Source organism: Kribbella sp. NPDC056861 (genome assembly GCF_040687575.1).
Classification (GTDB): Bacteria; Actinomycetota; Actinomycetes; order Propionibacteriales; family Kribbellaceae; genus Kribbella.
Window position 1 is genome coordinate 877078 of sequence record NZ_JBFBNQ010000001.1, and the last position, 19316, is coordinate 896393.

The following is a 19316-nucleotide window of genomic DNA, read 5'->3' on the forward strand; positions in this document are numbered from 1 at the left end:
ATTTGCTTGTCCACACTGCAGATTAGCCGGGTGATGGGGGCGGTAGATCGTCTTCGGGGGCGGTGTTCGACTGGGCTGATTCAGGTCGGGTGTGGAGGGTCTGCCGTACTGCGTTGTGGTGGTTTGTCGCCTCGGTGGCAGGCGGCCAGGAGGTGGAGTCTGGCGCAGGTCAGGTGGCGCTGGGCGGGGAGGTGGTGGCGTTGGCGGTGAGCGGCGAGTAGGTGTTGTCGGGCGCACGACAAGTGGCATTGCATTGGGAATTGGCGTCGCTGGCGGCGGGTGAGACGTAGGCGTCGGTGGGCGGTCCGTTGAGGATGGTGGGCGAAGCGTCGGTGGGGGCGGGTGAGGTGCCGACGATGGCCGGTGTCTGACAGGTGACGGGCGCAGGAGAGTTGGTGCGGGCAAGACAGGCGAGGGCTGTTGGGTAGGTGGCGCGCGCGGGGTAGGTGGCGGACATAGGAGAGGTGACGCGAGCCGAACAGGCGAGGGCCATGCGGTAGGCGGCGCGCACGGGGCAAGTGGCGGACGTAGGAGAGCTGGCGCGAGCCGGACAGGCGGGGGCCGTGGGGTGGGTGGTGGCACGCCTGAAGGAGGTGGCGTGCATGGGGTAGTTGGCGTGTGTAGGACAGCTGACGCGGGCAAGACACGCGGGGGCCATGCGGTAGGTGGCGCGTGTGGAACTGGCGCGGCTTGAGACAGCGCGCATGGAACTGGCGCGGGTTGAGACGGCGCGCGTGGAGCTGGCGCGGGTTGAGGTGAACCGCATCGGGTGGGGGTACGCGGCGCCCAAACGGCAGGTGGCGAGCGCAGCACGAGCTGCATGCGCAAGACGAGTTGCATGCGCAGCACGAGCGGAATGCGCAGGACGAGTGGCGAGCGCGGGACGGGTGGCGGGCGTAGGACAGTTGGCGGGTGACGGGGAGCCTCACTGGGTGGCCGGTGGGAGGTTCGGGTTAGTCATAGCTGGCTTCTGTCCACCATTGGTTGTTGCGTACGGCGAAGAGCCAGGCTCGGCCGTCGGCGCCGACCAGCTGGAAGCGGGCCAGGCGGGTTTCGGTGTTGGGGTCCCACCAGCGTTCGTCGACTGGCCAGGGGCCGGCCCAGGCGGTGATCGGGTGCAATTTGTTGCTGTCGGCAACTTGGGGGGACGGTGCGAAGCGGAAGGCGGTTGGGGCGCCGGAGAGGACGCCGCGGGCGCTGACCGAGACTTGGCGGCCGTCTGCTGCGAGCACCGTGGCCGGCTTTGGGGTCGGGTAGATCGAGCTGGGGGCCGGTGCCGGCCATCGGCTGCCTGTGCCGGTCCCGGTCCCTATCCCGATGCCGGCGCCTATCCCTGTACTGGTGCCGGCGCCTGTGCCGGTCCCGGCACCGGTGGTCGTGCCGGTGCCTGCGCTGGCGCTGGTGCTGGCGCTGGTGCTGGTGCTGGTGCTGGTGCCGGTGATCGTGCCTGGCCAGGGGAGGTCCGGGGGGTTGGCCGGGACTGGGCGGTCGCCCCAGGGGATCAGGGTTTGCCGTTCCAGGAAGCCTCGTCCGCCGCCGATCACGACGGAGACCACTCCCCCGTGACCGAGCATGCTCTGCACCCGGGACAGCGCTCGGTGGATTCGCTCGTCGGGGCCGCCGCCCCAGAGGCCGTCGACGTGGGCGCCGACTGGATCTACCTGTTCGGGGATCAGCCGGATCCGTATCACTGGTGACGTCAGCTCGCTCGTCGCCGTGCCGCTGCCTTGCAGTTGCCAGCGGACGCGGTCGACGAGGTCGGCGGGGCTGAACCAGCGTGGATGTAGCCACTCCCGCTCGTGTACCCGGCCCGACTCGGTGCCGACCTCGACCCGCAAGGTGGTGCAGACCAGGCCAAGCTTGGTCAGCTTCTCGATCAGTTCGTCGGCGACTGCCCGGACGGCGAACGCCACTTGGTCCACCCGATCCACCGGGGGCTCGAAGTCGAGTTTGCGGGTCAGCTCGAGCGGCACCTGCCGGGCGACCACCGGGCGGTCGTCGTCGCCACGAGCCAGTCGGTGCGCGAACGCGCCGTCCGGGCCGAATCTGGTCAGCACCTCGGTCGGAGACAACTGGGCGAAGGCACCGAGTGACCGAAGGCCCAGTCGCCGGAGTAGATCGGTGAGGGACGGCTGCTCGAGTGTGTCGACCGTGAGCGGCGCGAGGAATTCCGCCGACCCACCGCTCGGGATCACTAGTACGCGAGTCCGCTCCGAGCTCGCCCGAGCTGCCTGCTCGGCAGCGAACGGGCCGTCAGCGATTCCGACCCGCCCACCCGGTACGTCGAATGTCTCGAGCCGGTCGAGCAGCTTCTCCGCGGCCTTCGGCTCACCCCCGTAGAACCGGCTTGGGCCACGCGCTTTCAATGCGCACATCCCCGGCCGGATCACCTGGATGCCTGGTGTGAGCGCCTCCAGACAGCTGATCACCGGGTCGAAGGCTCGGGCGTCGATCACTGGGTCGTACTTCAGCACCACCAACTCCGGACACCGCGACTGCGCATCGCGCGCCCGCAGTCCACGTCGCACTCCCTCGGCCCGCGCTGCCGCCGAGCTGGCCAGCACCCTCCCCTTCGCCAACACTGCGACCGGAGCCTCCGGCGAACAACCGGCAGCCCCGGCGGCGGCCGTCACCGGCCAATCCGGGATCCACACCACCATCGTCCGAGTTGGCGACGGCGTCTCGTTCCGATCGCAAGGCGTTGGCGGCGCGGTGGTCGGGGTGGGCGGCGTCGGCGGGGTCGGCGGCGCGGTGGTCGGGGTGGGCGGCGTCGGCGGTGTGGGCGGCGGCGTCGTCGGCAGGGTGGTCGTCGGCGGGGTCGTCGGCGTCGGCGGCAGGGTGGGCGGCGGCGTCGGCGGAGTGGCCGGCGTGGGCGACGTCGTGGTCGGCAGGGTGGTCGGCGGCGTCGACACCGTGGGCGGCGGCGTCGGCGGAGTGGCCGGCGTGGGCGACGTCGTGGTCGGCAGGGTGGTCGGCGGCGTCGGCACCGTGGGCGGCGGCGGCGACGGTGCGGTGGGCGGCGGCGGCGTCGGTGCGGCGGGCGGCGTCGGCAGCGGGGTGGCCGGCGGCGTGGGCAGCGGCGTCGTCGACAGGGTGGTCGTCGGCGTAGGCGGGGTGGCCGGCAGGATGGTCGTCGGCGTCGGCACCGTGCGCGGCGACGTCGTTGGCGGGGTGGGCAGTGTCGGCGGCGCGGTGGACGGCGTCGGCAGCGGGGTGGCCGGCGGCGTGGGCGGCGTGGGCGGCGTCGGTGTCGGCAGGGTGGTCGTCGGCGGGGTCGGCGGCGTGGGTGCGGTGGCCAGCGTGGGCGGGGTAGCCGGCAGGGTGGGCAGCGGCGGCGGTGCGGCAGGCGACGTCGGCAGCGGGGTGGTCATTGAGCCCGAAGCAGAGAACACACTCATCAACCCACCGCCTCCCACCGGAGGGGGTCTTCGAACGCGCGGACCGACTCGGTCGAACGGATGGTGCCGTCCAAGGCAGGAAGCCAGAGCTGGTGCTGTCGAGGCCGGACGCTCGCGCCGCGGCCGGTGACAGCGACGGTGGCCTGGCGGGCGGTCAGGTAGCCCTCTCCTTCACCGAGGCCGACCCACGTGGAGGACTGAACCTCCAAGCGGGCTTCGCTTCCCGGCCAGGAACCGACCGCGATGAGCATCGCTCCTCGGGTGCGCAGCCGCGCCGACAATCGGGACGCCTCCCCCGGCGTCACCTCCCCTGGCGGGCGGACCACGACAACCGTCAGCGCGTCGACCAGGGCCGCGACCACGCTCAGCCAGTCGCGTTCTGGATCAGGGACGAGTACCAGGCGGTCGAGGTCGACCCCGAGGCCGCGCGCTGCCTCCGCGCCGAACGACGGCATCCCGACCACGCCGCACCAAGCCCCCTCGGCGGACGGGCCGGCCATCATCGCCATCACCAGCGAAGTGGAGCCGCGCACGGAGTACACCGAGCCGCCGCGCAGTACGCCGCCGGACAAAAGGTCGGAGATGGCTGGCAGAGTTGGCAGCGCCCGGTCGACGGTGGCCGTGTCCAGCGCTTGCTGGACACGTGTCTCGGTCGTCCGCGGCGCCAGCACGGTCGGCACCACCAGCTCGCTCGACGCCTCCCGGAGCCGGGCGGCCTTCTGCTCCTTGGCGCGGGCCAGCAGCGTGCGTGCCTGATCCAGCGCGGTCACCGGGCTCCGATCAGCCGGACGCGCAGGTAGCTCGGTCGCAGGAGTCCCCGTCACACCCCCATGTTCGAACACCTGTTCGACTCCTGTCAATCGGCGCGCCGGGCAGCTGTGGACAACCGGCCGGACAGCACCCACGCCGGACCTAGACTCCCGGTGTGAACGAACTGGCCGAGATCGAGCGGCACCACGAGGATCTCGCGCGCTGGCTGGGCAGCGAGGCCGAACCGGCGCTGCTCGACGAGCTGCGGCAGGCTCACCGGCCCGAGTTCACGCTGATCGCCCTCGACGGCAGCAAACTGACGCTGCCGGCTTTGCTGGAGGCGCTGGGCGGGTCGCGGAACGCAGTACCGGGGTTGAAGATCGGGATCGAGGACTTCGAGGTGGTACTGCGGACGGCCGAGGTCTCGGTCTGCCGGTTCCTCGAGGTGCATTCGGTCGGGTCGCCCCGGCGGAGTACCGCGGTCCTGGTCGCGGATCCGACCGCCCGGTACGGCGTGCGCTGGCTGAGCTTGCAGGAGACCGCGGTGCTTTGATCTGAGAAGGTGGTGGCATGCCGAAATCGATTGCCACCAACACCCAGGTCGACACCGACGCGCTGCTGGAGTTCGTCCGCCCGCGCCATCACATGCTGCTGATCACCCGGCGCGCGGACGGTACGCCGCAGGCCTCGCCGGTGTCGGGTGGGGTCGATGCCGAGGGCCGGATCGTCATCTCGTCGTACCCGGAGCGGGCCAAGAGCAACAACGTGAAGCGGGACGCGCAGACCAGTGTGGTGGTGCTTTCCGACGACTGGAACGGGCCGTGGGTGCAGGTCGACGGTCGCGGTGAGGTGATCGAACTGCCGGAGGCGGTGGAGCCGCTGGTGGACTACTTCCGGTCGATCTCCGGGGAACACCCGGACTGGGACGAGTACCGCGAGGCGATGCGCAAGCAGGGCAAGTGCCTGATCCGGGTGACGCCGGAGCAGTGGGGGCCGGTCGCCACTGGTGGCTTCCCGGCCCATCTGGCTGACTGACGACAGCAACGGAAGGGCAGTTCGATGAGCAACCACCCGCCGCCGCGGGACCGTGGTGAGGGCGAGAAGGCCACGCTGGTGGCCTTCCTCGACTATCTGCGGAACTCGATCGCGGAGAAGGCGACCGCCGGACCGGAGCCGCAGATCCGGACCGCCGGCGTACCGTCGGGCACCAACGTGCTCGGGCTGGTCAAACACCTCACCTCTGTCGAGCGGTTCTACTTCCAGGGCGAGGAGGTCAGCGACTGGGAGGCGACGATGCACGCCGACCCGGCAGAGCCGGCCGAGAGCGTGATCGCGGCCTACCGCGAGGCTGTCGCCCAGTCCAACGCGGTCATCGAGACCTGCCCGGACCTGGCCCTTCCTTCGATACCAGAGAAGGGGAAGTCGCCGTCGATGAGATGGCTGTTGGTGCACATGATCGAGGAGACCGGCCGGCACGCCGGCCATGCGGACATCCTCCGCGAGCAGATCGACGGCTCGACCGGCCGTTGATCAGCCGCGTCAGTCCTTGGTGTAGCGGCGGGCCATCGTCTCGGTGATGCGCTGCATGGCGCCTTCGAGGTGCTGGCGCAAAGCCGCTTCGGCGCCGGGCTCGTCGTGCGCCAGGCAGGCGTCGAGGATGGCTTGGTGTTCGCGGCGGGTCTGCTCGATCCGGGCCTTGGTCTGGCGGGAGCCGAAGCGGTAGCGCTCGCTGTTCTGCCAGACCGGCTCGATCGCGCGGGGAAGCCAGCGGGAGCCGCCGGCCCGGTAGATGGCGAAGTGGAACTCGGTGTGGGCCTGCCGGGAGGCGATGATGTCGCCGACCTTCGAGAGCCGGACGTGTTCGGCCAGGGCGGCCCGGGCCAGGGTCGCGTCGGCGTCGCTGAAGCGCGTCGCGGCAGCCCGTACTGCGAGGGTCTCCAGCGAGAGCCGGGTCTCGTGGGTGTCGCGCAGGTCCTCCATCGACAGCTCGCGGACCCAGGCGCCCTTGTGCGGGACGATCTCGACCAGTCCGAGCGCCTGCATCCGGCGCAGCCCCTCGCGGATCGGCATCTGGCTCATGTCGAGTCGCTTGGCCAGCTCCTCCAACCGCAGCGCGGTACCGCTCGGGAGCTCACCGGACAGGATCAGCTCGTGCAACTCGGCAGCGGCTTCCTCTGCCAGCGTGCGCCGGCCGCTCGGTCCCCCGGGCGTGAGCTCGAGTCGTCGGGTCATGGGGTGTGGGCTGCCTCTCTCCATCACTGCGCGCGCATCTGGGAGGCAACCGTAACCGGCCGTGGACGATCTGTGGCACATCTTTCCCAGATTGACCACGGCCGCGTCATCAGAACCGGCCGAGGTCGAGCAGTACCCGCCGGTCGGCCGGCCCTCTGGCCAGCAGGTCCAGCGCATCCTCGGCGAGCGGCGCCGCGACGATCTCGAGCTCCGGCCGTACTCCGGACGGCGCGATGTCGGTCAGCACCTGGGTGACGGTCCCCGGCTCGATCGTCGTCCGCTGCATGTTCACCGGCAGCACCCGCAGGTCCCGGCCGATCAACTGGTGCAGGTCGAGCGTGGCGAACTCCCCGGCCGTGTACCCGAGCGCCACCAGACGCCCGCCCGGGGTGATGTGACTCATCACCCCACTGGTCACCGGCCCGCCGACAGTGTCGATCGCCGCGTTGCACCAGGGCAGCTCACGGCCCACCTGGCCCAGCTCGTCGACCCGCACGATCTGGTCGACCAGCCCGTTCAGCAGCTCAACCGGCTCGTCGCTACGGGCCAGACCGATCACCTTCATCGCCCCAGCCGCCCTGGCCACTGCGGCGCAGAGACGCCCGACCAGCCCAGTGGCGCCCGTGACGACCACCGTCTCGTTGTCCATGATCTGCCCGACCCGCCGTACTGCGGTGTGAGCAGTGAGCGCAGGAGCCAGCATCGCCACCGCGGCAGCCGGATCCAGCCCTGTGGGCAGCACGTGCACCGAAGCATCCGGTACTACGGCCAACTGCGCCCACGTGCCCGGCCGGGACACCCCGACTCCCCCACCGCGGATCACCACCGGCGTACCGGGCTGGTAGCGGCCAGAGCTGACCACTACCCCGGCCCCCTCGGACCCCGGCACGTACGGCGGCTCCAACTGCTGTGCCAGCTTTCCGGCGAGCACGGTCCGGTCGAGCTGCGTGACGGCGGCGTACTGCATCTCCACCAGCGTCTCGCCCACCCCGGCGACCAGCTTCACCTCCTCGACCTTCAGCTGCTGGCCGGGTCCGTAACAGCGCAGCGCCAACGCCTCTCGCGTGCTCATCCAGCCACCCCCCTAGTCCACATCTCTGCCACCTGGATTTGATATCTGATCACAACGAGGTCCTGCCGAAAAGGCCTTCTCACGCTGAAACGGCCCCCTTCTTCAACGGCCGGGTGAGCTGTTCGCACACCGTCGATCGAGCTGCCGCCCGGCCTGGGTCCACCTGATCACTGCCCATCGGGAACGGCCAGTCACTCCCGGCCAGCACCCGCTCCGTCCCGAAGGTCGCCCCCAGCAACGCCCGTACCGCGTCGTCGTACACCAGGTCGTCCACGTAGAACCGCCGCAAGGCATCAGCCACCGACAGCGAGAGTGGTTCCACCCCTGGTCGAGCAGTGTCGATCCCCCGCTGCCAGCGCCCGGCGAGAGCCGCCGTGACGCCGCCACCGTGGCACAGGCAGAACCTGATGCCAGGGAACCGGCCGATCACATCCCCGAAGACCAACTCCCCCGCGGCAAGCCCTGTTTCGAACGGGTTGCCCAGCAGGTTCGACAGGTAGTAGCTGTCGAGCCGCTTGTCGTGGTTGTGGCTCGGGTGAATCAAGGTGAAGGCCTCCACCGAGTGGAGCACCTCCCAGACGTCGCCCAGGCCGGCGTAGCCCGCGGTACCGATGGCGAAGCCGCTGAAGACTCCCTCAGCCGCCAGTGCGGAAGCAACCGAAGCAGCGGACGGGTCCCCCAACGGCAACTGCCCCAGGACTCGCAGCCGTGGCGTGACCAACTCCCGAAGCCCCTGGTTGACCAGCGCAGCCCACTCGACGCCCCGGTCGTAGCGGAACAGCGTCGGCGGCACTGAAACCACAGCACCGTCCAACCCCTGCTCGTCGACCCACCGCAGCAGGGCGGAGGGATCAGCCAGCCGCTTCAACGGCAGCCGCTCCCCGTCGACCAGCAGGAAGCCGTCTTCGACAGCAAGCCCGTAGGTCCCCTCCCTGGCCGCCTCGAGCACAGTGGGTGGCACCAGGTGCGTATGGACGTCCCAGCCGGCCATCAGCGAGCGTCCTCGTCGTTGTCGTAGAACGACGGCCGCACCGGGTAGTGCGGCCCGTCGTAGACCTCCAGCAGCACAGAGGTCTCCTCTGCCCTGGTCGGCCCGTGGACAACGCCCTTGGGGTTCCAGTAGAAGCTGCCCTTGGTCAGGGTCGTCCCGGTCGGCAGGTACACGTAGCGGCCGGACAGGCAGAACATGAACTGATTCGACGCGTGCTGATGTGCCTCCGGGATCCCGGCGCCCTGCTCGAAGCGAACCAGCGCGATCGAGGCCTCCGACGAGGGGTCCCGCCACAGCATCTTGTGCGACAACCCGGCCAGCGACTTCTCGACCCACTCCAGGTCGTCCGTCTGCAGCAGCACCTCGCTCAACTGCTCGTCGAAGGAACTCATCAGAGCCCCTCCCGCGGCACCGGACGACCTGTGATCCGGGTGTAGAGCTCCTCGGCCACACCGTCAGCCATCGGAGCCACTGCGGCGATGTGCCCGTCCGGGCGCACCAGCACAACAGACTCAGCCGGTACGCCGTACCGCTCGGTCGCGATGCTGCCCGGGTCGAACAGCGAGCGGTCCCGCAGCCCCGAGTCGTGCGGCGCGTCCCACCGGGACACCGCGTAGTGCTTCAGCGCAGGCGAGTCGTTCACCGGCACAGCCGGCCGCCGCCGTACGTCGGTGAAGTACAGCGCGACGAACGACTCCCGGCACAAGCTGTGAATCGTCGTACGGCCACCAGGCCCCTGCAGCGCCAAGTCGGGAGCTCTGTCGCCGGCCCGGACAGCAGGCGGCTCGGCACTGGTCATCACCATCGACCAGTCGCCCTCCCCGTCCACATCCAGCCGTACGCCGAGCAACGTGCGCGTGTACGCCGTCGCCCAGTCGCTGCCGGCAGCGGTCACCGCACCCCGCTGGTGGGACATGTACTTGCGGGCCGCCTCAGCCATCTCGCCCGACCCGTTGATCGCCACCGGCCGCTGCTCCTGCTCGTAGCCGTCCAGCAACTCCGGCGACGCCCAGCCGCGCAGCACCCAGGCAAGTCTCCAGGGCAGGTTCGAGGCGTCCAGCGCACCCGTGTTGAGGCCCAGCGCCCACATCGGCGTGATCAGGTGCGCGGCGTCCCCCATCAGGAACACCTTGCGCTCGGCGGACCAGTGGTCGGCCACCCGGTGGTGCACGTTGTAGACGACCGAGCCGATCAGCTCGATCCGGTCCACCTCGCCGATGAACTGCTTGACCTTGACCAGCATGTCCTCCTCGCCCGGCTGGTCCGTACCGGCGGCCAGCGGGAAGAGGAAGCGCCAGTTGTCGGGCTGGCGGATCAGCACCATCCACTCGGACCGGTCGGCGAAGTAGGCGAGGTACGGGTAGTCGCGGGCGTTCGAGACGTCCAGGTCGACCACTACGTCGATCAGCATGTACCGCTCGGGCAGCGTCTCCCCTGACACCGTCGCGCCGAGCGCGTCACGCACCTTGCTCTTGCCGCCGTCGCAGGCAAGCAGATGCGACGCCTCGATCTGCTGCACGCCATCCGGGGTGTCGACGGTCAGGACCACCCGGTCGTCGAGCACCTCGAAGGACTCCAGCCGGTGCTGCTTGAGGACCGTGCCGCCGGAGCCGTGCAGAGCGGCCTCGAGGATCGGCTCCATGTGCTGCTGCGGCAGGTTGATCACGAACGGGAACTGGGTGTCGTTGACCAGCTCGGCCAGCTGCACCGAGGCGCGCGGCGTGTTGGTGGCCCGGTCGATGTCACCGATCTCGTCGATCCGCAGCGCGGCCGCCAGGATGCCCTCGACCGCGCCGTACCGCTCCCAGATCTCCAGCGTCCGGGTCAGCGTGGTGCCCGCCTTGGTGTCCGAGGAGAGCACCGCGTCCTCCTCCAGCAGCACGAACGGCACGCCGTAGTGCGCCAGGCCGAGGGCCGTGGTGAGGCCGATCGGCCCGGCGCCGACGACGGCCACGGGCAACTGCTGCTCAGTGGGCACTCAGGACTCCTTGAACGTGTCGAGCCGGGCGAAGACGCGCTCGCGGGTGAGCTGCGAGCCGGTCATCGCGGCCGCGTCGGACAACAGGAACAGCAACGGGCCGACCACATCCTCGGGATCCCCGATCCCAGTCGTGTCACGCCAGTGCTCCAAGTCCGCACCGATGTTGGCGGCGCGGAACTGCTCGGTGTCGATCACCCCTGGCGCGATCACGTTCACCCGGACCCGGTGCTCGGCCACCTCGGCGGCCAGTGTCCGGGCGAAGGCACCCAACGCCGCCTTGCTCGATGCGTACGCCGCTGCGCCCGGAAAGCCGCTCGCGGCCATGCCCGAGGTGAAGACGACCACGGACCCACTGCGCCGGCCGACCATGTGCGGCACTACCGCCTGGCAGACCCAGACAACGCCGTCCAGGTTCACCTTGAGCGTCCGGGTCCACTCCTCCGGATCGGTGTCGAGCACCGAAGCCCGCGGCTGTACTGCGGCGCCGGCGACCAGCCCGTCGATCCGGCCGTGCCGCTCGATCACGCCGGACACGGCCCTAACCACTGCCTCGCGGTCGGCCACATCCACTTCCACGTACTCGACTCCGGCAACAGAGCCCACGGCGACGTCGAAGACGACCGCAGTACCGCCGCAGTCGGTCACTGCCGCGGCCAGCGCCGCGCCGATCCCGTTCGCGCCGCCTGTGATGACGACGACCTCGCCGGTCGCATCGAAGCTCACCTTCATGACGTCTCCTCGCGCTGCGCGTGCTTGGAGGTCATAGTCTCGGTGATCCGCTGTACTGCGCCGGCCAGGTGGTTGCGGAGCGCCTGTTCGGCAGCGTCGGCGTCACGGGCTACACAGGCGTCCAGGATCGCCTGGTGCTCCAGCCGGTTCCGCTCGATCTGGAACGCCGTCTGCCGACTGCCGAACCGGTAGCGCTCACTGTTCTGCCAGACCGGCTCGATGGCCCGCGCCAGCCACTGCGACCCACCGGCCCGGTACAGCGCGAAGTGGAAGTCGGCGTGTGCCTGCCGAGCGCCGATGGAGTCCTCCGAGCGCGAGAGCAGCAGCAGGTCGGCCAACGCAGTACGGGCCTTCTCTGCGTCCTCCTCACCGAAGTGCTCCGCAGCAGCCCGTACTGCGAGACTCTCCAGCGCGAGCCGGGTCTCATGGGTGTCATGCAGGTCTGCCAGCGACAGCTCCCGCACCCAGGCGCCCTTGTGCGGGATGATGTCGACCAGCCCGAGCGCCTCCAGTCGACGGAGGCCCTCCCGGACAGGCATCTGGCTCATGTCCAGCCGGTTGGCCAGCTCGACCAGGCGGAGCGGAGTACCACTAGGGAGCTCGCCGGACAGGATGAGTTGGTGCAACTCGGCCGCGGCCGTCTCTGCCAACGTACGGCGACCGCCGCGACCTCCGCCGGGCAGCAACTCCAGGCGGCTGCTCACGCGAGCTCCCGGTAGACCAGCTTGTTGCGCAGCTCACCGATCTTGTCGGCGCGGGTCACGACCTCGTCGCCTTCGGCCAGGAACACCTGCGGCTCACGGGCATTGCCGATCCCGGCCGGCGTCCCGGTCAGCAGCAGGTCGCCGGGGCGCAACGTCATGCCGAACGACAGCTCGCTGATCAGCGTCGCCACGTCGTACGCCATCTGCTTGGTCGACGCGTCCTGCATCACCACGCCGTTCAGCAGGCACTGCAGGCGCACGTCCTGCGGGTCGCCGAACTCGTCGGCCGTCACGATCCACGGGCCGAGCGGCATGGTGTCGTCGATGCTCTTGCCCTTGAGCCACTGACCACCGTGCTGCCGCTGCAGGTCGCGCTGCGAGACGTCGTTGGCCAGCGTGTAACCCCAGACGTGGTCGAGCGCGTCAGCGACCGGGATGCTCCGTCCGGTCTTGCCGATCACCAGCGCGAGCTCCGCCTCGTAGTCCCACTTGGCCGAGATCGCCGGGTCGTACGCGATCTCGTCGTACGGGCCGATCACCACATCGGGGCCCTTGGTGAAGAACGTCGGGTGCTCGGGCCGGTCGACGTCCTGGCCGTCGCGTTTGCCCTTGCTCTCCTCGAAGTGGTCCCAGTAGTTCCAGCCCGTGCACAGCACGTCCCGGCGGAACCGCCGCAGCGGCGCGCGCAGCGACACGGAGGCCAACGGCAACCGTTCGCCGGTCGCCAGTTCGTTGCGCACAGCAACCAGCGCGGCCGGACCGGCCTCGATCACCGAGACCAGATCGGCCACGTCCAGCAGGACGACGTGCTCGCCGTCCAGCACACCGGCGCGCTCACGCCCGGCGTGTTCGATCGTCACGAACTTCATCTCAGGTCCACTCGACGCCGCGCACTCAGATCACCTGCCTCCCGGCTGCGGGTTCCGTTCATGGGATCACCGCGATCGCGCTGATCTCGATCAGGTAGTCGGGGTGGGCCAGCTTGCTGACCTCGACCATCGTCGAGGCGGGCAGCGGCTCGTGGAAGAACTGCGCGCGGATCTCGTGGATCGCGGCGAAGTCCTCCATGTTGCGGACGTACACGTCCACCCGGCAGACGTCGTCCAGCGTGCCGCCGGCCTCCCGCACCGCGGCTCGCACGTTCTCGCAGACCTGCCGGGTCTGCTCCCGCACGTCGCCGACCCCGGCGATGCTGCCGTCCGGCCGCCGCGCGGTCATCCCGGACACGAACACCAGCCGCCCGGTCGCCTCGATCGTGGTCGCCTGCGAGAACACCCCGTTCGGGCTCCGCAGCGACGCGCTGGTCAGTTGGGTCTTCGCCATCAGTTCAGCACCCCTCCGGTCGGCACGACGGCGCCGACCGCTCGCGCGGCCTGCAGCAACCCGTCCAGCCCCGACCTCTCGATCAGTACGCCGGTACGCCGCTGCTGCGCCGCGCGTTCGGCCTCGATCTCCCCCGGCAGGTAGAGCCGGTCCACCCCGGGAGCTGTCGCGCTGCTGCTCACTCGCGCGGCCAGCGCGGACGACCGCTGCCGGAATCGGTCGACCCCACCCAGCAACTCGGGGTCGATCGCCAGGAACAGATGGGCGCAGTCGTTCGGCCGCCCCGGTTCGCGGTAAAGCGGCCGCACCTGGTCACCCCAGCCACCGCCGCTCAGCACACCGGTCAGCACGTCGATCATCAACGCCAGGCCGAACCCCTTGTGTCCGGCAGCAGGCAGCAGCATCCCCAGCACCGCGGCCTCGGCGTCAGTCGTCGGTACTCCGGACGGGTCGGTGGCCCAGCTGTCCGGGATCGGCCTGCCCGCCGACGCCGCCAGCCGAATCTTGCCCAGGGCAACGGCCGACAAGGCCATGTCCAGCACGATCTCCGGCCCGTCCTCGGTCGGTACGGCGATCGCCAGCGGGTTGTTGCCGACGATCCGTTCGGCGCCACCGGGAGCCGGCATCAGCGGCGTGGTGTTCGACATCGCGATGCCCAGGCAGCCGGCCTGCGCGGCCTGCATCGCCCACCGGCTGGCCGCGCCGAAGTGGTGCGCGTTGCGGACCGAGGCCAGGCCGATCCCGTACCGGCCGGCCCGCTCGATCGCGTGCCCCATCGCCTGCGGGCTGGACAGCTGGCCCATCCCACCGCGCGCGTCAGCGACCAGGGCGGCGCCGGCGTCGTGCAGGATGTCCAGCTCGTGTTCACGGGTGACCCCGCCGGCGTTCAGCCGTTCGACGTACATCGGGACGAGCATCACACCGTGCGAGCTGACGCCGCGCAGATCGGCCTCGACCAGCGCGACGGCGATCCTGGTCGCGTCGGACGGCTCGAAGCCCATCGCGCTGAAGACCGCCGAGACGGTCGCCTCCAGCCAGGCCGGCCGGACCAGGACGCGTCTGTCGGCGTCCGAGGCCTGGGCGGTCACCGGGACTCCCGCGCCCACGGCAGCAGCAGGTACTCCAGCAGCACGAGCGCGTAGAACAAGAAGATGGCGACGATGCTCAGCAACGTCATCGCGGCGAACGCCAGCGCGGTGTCGGCGTTCGCCCCCGAGCTGGTGATCACGTACCCCAGGCCGGAGGTGGCGCCGACGAACTCGGCGATCACCGAGCCGATTACGGCCAGCGAGATCGCGACCTTCAGCCCGGTGAAGATCTGCGGCAGCGCGTACTTCAGCCGCAGCTTGAAGTACTCCTGCGTCTTGCTCGCGTTCAGCGACCGGAGCAGCTCGACCAGCTCGGCCGGGGTGGACTTCATCCCGGTGGCGGTCGAGATCACGATCGGGAAGAAGCAGACCAGCACCACCATCATCACCTTCGGCCACTGACCGAAGCCGAACCAGACCACCAGCAGCGGCGCGACGGCGATCTTCGGGATCGCGTTGACGGCCAGCAGCAGCGGATAGAGCAGCCGCTCGACGATCACCGACCGCACGATCAGCAACGCGACCGGCACCGCGATCACGATCGACAGCGCGAAGCCCTCGACGGTCTCGACCAGCGAGACCCAGGTGTGCTCCAGCAGGTAGGCGGGCTGCAGCCGGAACGCGGTGATCACGTCACCCGGGTTCGGCAGCAGGTACGACTGGACGTCGAACACGATGGTGGCCAGCCACCACAGTGCGAGGGCGAGGACCAACCCGACGACGGGCAGCAGCACTGCCGCAGTACGGGAATCCGTCAGCCAGGAGCGTTTCCTCATCGACGGGCCTCGGGCAGGTCGACGGGTCGCTCCTGCTCGGACAACAGGCTGTGCAGCCGGGCGCTGATCTGCGCGACCTCGGTCAGGTGCGTGTTCTGGCCCAGACTGCGGGGCCGTGGGATGTCGATCTCGACCACCTCACGCAGCCGGCCCGGCCGCGGCGTCAGCACCACCACCCGATCGGCCAGCACCACGGCCTCCTCGATCGAGTGGGTGACGAAGACGATGGTGGTGGCCAGCTCCATCTGGATCCGCTGCAGCTCCGCCGACAGCTCGGTCCGGGTCAGCGCGTCGAGCGCCGAGAACGGCTCGTCCATCAGCATCACCTTGGGGCTGCGGATCAGCGACCGGCACAGCGAGACCCGCTGCTGCATGCCGCCGGACAGCTCGTGCGGGAGCCGGTTCTCGAAGCCCTTGAGGCCGACCAGCTCCAGCAGTTCGTGCGCCCGGTCCCGGTACTGCGTCTTGCCGCGCTCGGCGTCGCCGCCGGAGATCTCCACCGGCAGCATCACGTTCGAGACGACCGACCGCCACGGCAGCAGGGCCGGTCGCTGGAACATGAAGGAGACGTCGCGGCGCGGGCCGGTGACGGCCTCACCGGCCACCTCGACCGCGCCGGACGTCGGCGGCAGGAGTCCCGCGATCAGCCGGAGCAGTGTGGACTTGCCACAACCGGACCGGCCGATCAGCGTGACGAACTCGTTCTGCTGGACGTGCAGGTCGATTCCTTCGAGTGCCCGGACCTCTCCTCCGCGACCATCGAAGACCTGTCCCACCCCGTCCAGCCGGATCATCTCAGCTCAGCTCCTGGGAGCCAGACCGGCGTTGACGACGTCGGCCGGGGTGATCGACTTGTCCGGAATCACGCCGTACTTGACCAGGTCGCCGATGATCCGCTGCACCCGCTCGGTGTCGACCTCGCCCACGACGCCCTTGAAGTCGTCCGGCTTGGTGTACTTCGTCATCAGTTCGAGTTCCTTGGTGGCCACCTCGACGTTGGTGTCCGGCACGTACTCCTTCAGGATCTTGGCGGCGCCCGCCGGATCCTTCAGCGCGTCCTCCAGGCCCTTGAGCAGCGCTCCGGTGAACTTCTTCACCTGGCCGGAGTTGTCCTTGACCAGGTCGTCGCGGGCGATGATCGCGTTGCCGTAGAGGTCCTGCACCTTGTCGCCGTACGGCAGTACGACGGCCTTGCGCTTCTTCTCCTTGTCGGCCGCCTCGACCAGCGGCACGCCGACCACGAACTGACCGATGCCGTCCACCTTGTCGGCGGCCAGCAGCCCCGCCAGCCCCGGCGGCGGCGAGGGGACGAACTCGACCGACTTCACGTCGATACCGGCCTGCTGCGCGTACAGCGGGAAGGTCACCATGTTGGTCGAACCTGGCTGGTCGCCGATCCGGGTCTTCTCGCCGTTGGCCTTGACCAGCGACTTAGGGTCGCCGTTCTTGATCTGGCCACCATCGAGGGCGACGATCGCCGCCATCGAGCGCTGGTGCACCATCCCGACCGTGGTGACCGGAAGCTTCTGCTTGGCCAGCGTGATCATCACCGCGGTGAAGTCACCGATGCCGTAGTCGGCCTGACCGCCGGCCACGATCTTCATCACGTCGACGGTGCCCTTGCCCGGCGTGATCGTCACGTCCAGGCCGGCTTCCTTGAAATAGCCCTTCTTCAGGGCGACATACGCATAGGCCTCACGGCCGAAAGTGCCGAACGAGGTCAGGTAACTGACCTTCTCCAGCTTCGCGTCCCCGTTCGCACCCGTCGTGCTGTCGTCGTTGCACGCGCTCATTCCCGTTGCGAGTGCAAGTACCGCCACCAGGGCGACGGCCGAACGTCTGAACCTCATGCAGGACCTCTCCTCTCCGATATTTGATCAAACATCAAATATGGAAGGGTGGTCAATCGGCTCCCGGGGACTTCACAGTGTCTTTACGTGCTCGACCTGACACTGTCCGAGTCCCCTCAGAACCCGACTGCCGCCCGTCCTTGGAGCCGTTCCCCATGCCGGTCCGTCTCGGACCGACACCCCGCCCCGACCACAGACCGTACCCGCCCGGACAGCAGATCGCGACGTGGGTCCGGACTCAAGGTGAGTCGTGGACGACAAATTTGCGTAAAGCCGGCCCGACTGTGATCTCTCTCATGCAAGCGCTCTCTTTCCCCGGGAACCGAGCTCGGCCGACGAGCGTATCCGCGCCTGTACCCACAGTGACCCCGTTCACGCTTTTCGCCGTCATCCCGGCGAGGGACGGGCCTCCCTCGCTGGAGGGAACCCACTGGCCGGTCCGGCTGCGAGGATGGGTCCGTGGCGAACGTGCTGTTCCGGGGGTCGACCTACCTGCGCTGGGTCTACCTGCTGCTGGGCGCCGCGCTGGTGCTGGCCTTCATCCTGGTCGACAGCGGCCTGATGGCCCTGCTCGACGGCCTGCGGTTGCCCAAGGCCGTGATCGTGATCCTGACGATCCTGATCGCGGTCGCCCCGCCGGTCGTGCTCGGCACGCTGCCGGCGGTGCGCGAGGTCGAGGGCATCGCGGTCGAGTCGCTGCTCGGCGTCCGCTTCGAGGAGCGGCCGCTCGGCCCGTCCCGCAGCTGGGCGCAACGGCGGCGGACCACCAGCTGGTTCTGCCTCCATCTGGCCGCCGGGGGTTTCGTCGGCATCGTCAGCACGATCGTCTTCGGCTTCGGCTCCATGTTGCTCACAGCCCCCTTCCGCTCCCCCGGCAGCCACGAGCTGGCGCCCGGCCTGAGCTACCGGATCACCGGCCGCTGGACCGACTTCTGGATGCCGTTGGCAACGATCATGGCGATCGTCGCGCTGATCGTGCTGTCCGCCGGGCTCGGCGCGCTGCTGGCGGCCGCGGCGCCCCGGCTGCTCGGCCCGACGCCGGCCGAGCGGATCGAGCTGCTCGAACGCCGCACCGCGACCCTTGCCGAGCGCAACCGGCTGGCCCGCGAGCTGCACGACAGCGTCGGCCACACGCTCAGCCTGGTCACCATCCAGGCGGCCGCCGCGCGGCGCGTGCTGGCCACCGACCCCGCCTTCGCGGAGACCGCGCTGGCCGCGATGGAGACGTCTGCCCGGGCCGCTCTCGCCGATCTCGACCATGTACTCGGGCTGCTGCGCGACGATCGCCGGCCGGGCGCCGAGACCGCTCCGCAGGCGACCCTGGGCAACCTCACCCGGCTCGTCGACGCGACCCGGGCCGGTGGCATCACGGTCGAAGTACGGCGTACGGGCGATCTTGAGCAGTTGCCGGCCGCGGTCTCCCGCGAGGCGTACCGGATCGTCCAGGAGGGCCTGACCAACGCGATCCGGCATGCGGGCCGCCCGGCCGGCGAGGTCTGCGTCGACGTGTTGATCAACCTCGACAAGTCCGGCTTGTTGCTGGAGCTGACCAACCCGGTCGCCGCGGGCGGCGCCGACCACTCCGGCGGTGGCCGGGGGTTGGCCGGTATCCGTGAAAGGGTCGCCGTACTGCGTGGCACCGTCGAGGCGGGTCTGGACGCGGATCGTTGGCGGCTCGCGGTGACCTTGCCGGTCGCCGTCACCAGGAAGGACTGACAGTGAAGATCTCAGTGGTCGTGGTGGATGACGAGCCGCTGATCCGGAGCGGTCTGCGCGCGATCATCGACGCGGAGCCCGACCTGACCGTCGTCGGCGAGGCCGGTGACGGCGCCGAGGTGCTCGCGGTGGTCCGCCGGACCCAGCCGGACGTCGTACTGATGGACGTGCGGATGCCTGCTGTCGACGGCATCCAGGCGACCCGGCTGCTGCTCGACGGAATCGACCCGGCGCCGCGGGTGCTGGTGGTGACGACCTTCGAGAACGACGACTACGTGTACGACGCGCTGCGGGCCGGCGCGTCGGGCTTCCTGCTCAAGCGCACTCCCCCGGACGACATCATCGCGGCGATCCGCACGGTCGCGGGCAGCGAGTCGCTGCTGTTCCCGGAGGCGATCCGGGCGCTTGCGCTCGCTCATGTGACTGAGCAGCAGTCGCATGGGCTTGATGAGTATCAGCTGACCGAGCGCGAGCAGGAGGTACTGCGGCTGATGGCGCGTGGGTTGTCCAATGCGGAGATTGCGTCTGAGTTGATCCTCGGGGTTCAGACGATCAAGACGCATGTGGCCAATCTGCTGGCCAAGCTGGGGGCGCGGGATCGGACTCAGGCGGTGATTCAGGCGTACGAGTCTGGGTTCGTGCCGCTGCGCTGATCCATTGGTGTCTTGGGTCAGGCGCTTGGGTCACGTGCCTTGGGCCGGTTGCC

Annotated in this window: 20 protein-coding genes; 5 read left to right on the top strand and 15 right to left on the bottom strand. The window is 69.5% G+C overall.

Going from position 1 to position 19316, the window contains the following annotated elements:
- Window positions 1–953: 953 nt before the first annotated feature.
- Both AB0P21_RS03950 and AB0P21_RS03955 read right to left on the bottom strand, forming a co-directional pair.
- Window positions 954–3398, bottom strand: a complete 2445-nt coding sequence (locus AB0P21_RS03950) for a DNA polymerase Y family protein (protein WP_363693557.1) — start codon at window positions 3396–3398, stop codon at window positions 954–956.
- Window positions 3398–4222, bottom strand: a complete 825-nt coding sequence (locus AB0P21_RS03955) for a hypothetical protein (RefSeq protein WP_363693558.1) — start codon at window positions 4220–4222, stop codon at window positions 3398–3400. The genes AB0P21_RS03950 and AB0P21_RS03955 overlap by 1 nt, the downstream gene beginning before the upstream one ends.
- Before the next feature lie 101 nt (window positions 4223–4323).
- Between AB0P21_RS03955 and AB0P21_RS03960 the strand changes: the two genes are divergently transcribed.
- Genes AB0P21_RS03960 through AB0P21_RS03970 form a run of 3 tightly spaced genes read left to right on the top strand, consistent with a single transcriptional unit; the run spans window position 4324 to window position 5678 of the window.
- Window positions 4324–4701 (top strand): hypothetical protein, encoded by a 378-nt coding sequence (locus AB0P21_RS03960; RefSeq protein ID WP_363693559.1) that lies wholly within the window; start codon window positions 4324–4326, stop codon window positions 4699–4701.
- 17 nt (window positions 4702–4718) lie between these two features.
- Window positions 4719–5183, top strand: a complete 465-nt coding sequence (locus AB0P21_RS03965) for a PPOX class F420-dependent oxidoreductase (RefSeq protein ID WP_363693560.1) — start codon at window positions 4719–4721, stop codon at window positions 5181–5183.
- Between the two features lie 24 nt (window positions 5184–5207).
- On the top strand, window positions 5208–5678 hold the full coding sequence (locus tag AB0P21_RS03970) for a DinB family protein (RefSeq protein WP_363693561.1): 471 nt from the start codon (window positions 5208–5210) through the stop codon (window positions 5676–5678).
- A 9-nt stretch (window positions 5679–5687) separates the two neighbouring features.
- Here AB0P21_RS03970 and AB0P21_RS03975 read toward each other — a convergent pair whose 3' ends face one another.
- The 13 genes from AB0P21_RS03975 to AB0P21_RS04035 all read right to left on the bottom strand — a co-directional run bounded on the left by AB0P21_RS03975 (window position 5688) and on the right by AB0P21_RS04035 (window position 16894).
- Window positions 5688–6380: a GntR family transcriptional regulator gene (locus AB0P21_RS03975; protein ID WP_363693562.1), complete on the bottom strand. Its 693-nt coding sequence runs from the start codon at window positions 6378–6380 to the stop codon at window positions 5688–5690.
- A 109-nt stretch (window positions 6381–6489) separates the two neighbouring features.
- Window positions 6490–7452: a zinc-binding alcohol dehydrogenase family protein gene (locus AB0P21_RS03980; protein WP_363693563.1), complete on the bottom strand. Its 963-nt coding sequence runs from the start codon at window positions 7450–7452 to the stop codon at window positions 6490–6492.
- Window positions 7453–7531: 79 nt separating this feature from the next.
- Window positions 7532–8443, bottom strand: coding sequence for an amidohydrolase family protein (locus tag AB0P21_RS03985; RefSeq protein WP_363693564.1), 912 nt, complete (start codon window positions 8441–8443; stop codon window positions 7532–7534).
- Entirely contained in the window at window positions 8443–8835 is a 393-nt protein-coding gene (locus AB0P21_RS03990; RefSeq protein ID WP_363693565.1) for a cupin domain-containing protein, read from the bottom strand. Before AB0P21_RS03990 ends, AB0P21_RS03985 begins: the two co-directional genes overlap by 1 nt.
- Window positions 8835–10421: an FAD-dependent monooxygenase gene (locus tag AB0P21_RS03995; protein WP_363693566.1), complete on the bottom strand. Its 1587-nt coding sequence runs from the start codon at window positions 10419–10421 to the stop codon at window positions 8835–8837. Before AB0P21_RS03995 ends, AB0P21_RS03990 begins: the two co-directional genes overlap by 1 nt.
- Window positions 10422–11153: an SDR family oxidoreductase gene (locus AB0P21_RS04000; protein ID WP_363693567.1), complete on the bottom strand. Its 732-nt coding sequence runs from the start codon at window positions 11151–11153 to the stop codon at window positions 10422–10424. It lies immediately after the preceding gene.
- Window positions 11150–11857, bottom strand: coding sequence for a GntR family transcriptional regulator (locus tag AB0P21_RS04005; RefSeq protein ID WP_363693568.1), 708 nt, complete (start codon window positions 11855–11857; stop codon window positions 11150–11152). The genes AB0P21_RS04000 and AB0P21_RS04005 overlap by 4 nt, the downstream gene beginning before the upstream one ends.
- Complete coding sequence (locus AB0P21_RS04010) at window positions 11854–12726, bottom strand: fumarylacetoacetate hydrolase family protein (protein ID WP_363693569.1); 873 nt, start codon at window positions 12724–12726, stop codon at window positions 11854–11856. Before AB0P21_RS04010 ends, AB0P21_RS04005 begins: the two co-directional genes overlap by 4 nt.
- A gap of 58 nt (window positions 12727–12784) precedes the next feature.
- Complete coding sequence (locus AB0P21_RS04015; RefSeq protein ID WP_363693570.1) at window positions 12785–13180, bottom strand: RidA family protein; 396 nt, start codon at window positions 13178–13180, stop codon at window positions 12785–12787.
- Window positions 13180–14268 carry an Ldh family oxidoreductase gene (locus tag AB0P21_RS04020; RefSeq protein ID WP_363693571.1) on the bottom strand — a complete coding sequence of 363 codons (1089 nt, stop codon included), beginning with the start codon at window positions 14266–14268 and terminating at the stop codon, window positions 13180–13182. The genes AB0P21_RS04015 and AB0P21_RS04020 overlap by 1 nt, the downstream gene beginning before the upstream one ends.
- Window positions 14265–15044, bottom strand: a complete 780-nt coding sequence (locus AB0P21_RS04025; RefSeq protein ID WP_363693572.1) for an ABC transporter permease — start codon at window positions 15042–15044, stop codon at window positions 14265–14267. Before AB0P21_RS04025 ends, AB0P21_RS04020 begins: the two co-directional genes overlap by 4 nt.
- Window positions 15041–15838, bottom strand: a complete 798-nt coding sequence (locus AB0P21_RS04030; RefSeq protein ID WP_363693573.1) for an ABC transporter ATP-binding protein — start codon at window positions 15836–15838, stop codon at window positions 15041–15043. The genes AB0P21_RS04025 and AB0P21_RS04030 overlap by 4 nt, the downstream gene beginning before the upstream one ends.
- A gap of 6 nt (window positions 15839–15844) precedes the next feature.
- Window positions 15845–16894, bottom strand: coding sequence for an ABC transporter substrate-binding protein (locus AB0P21_RS04035; RefSeq protein ID WP_363693574.1), 1050 nt, complete (start codon window positions 16892–16894; stop codon window positions 15845–15847).
- Between the two features lie 459 nt (window positions 16895–17353).
- On the opposite strand from AB0P21_RS04035, the gene AB0P21_RS04040 reads away from it, so the two are divergent.
- Together AB0P21_RS04040 and AB0P21_RS04045 are read left to right on the top strand one after the other, a co-directional pair.
- On the top strand, window positions 17354–18610 hold the full coding sequence (locus tag AB0P21_RS04040; protein WP_363693575.1) for a histidine kinase: 1257 nt from the start codon (window positions 17354–17356) through the stop codon (window positions 18608–18610).
- Entirely contained in the window at window positions 18607–19263 is a 657-nt protein-coding gene (locus AB0P21_RS04045; protein ID WP_363694417.1) for a response regulator transcription factor, read from the top strand. Before AB0P21_RS04040 ends, AB0P21_RS04045 begins: the two co-directional genes overlap by 4 nt.
- Window positions 19264–19316 lie beyond the last annotated feature (53 nt).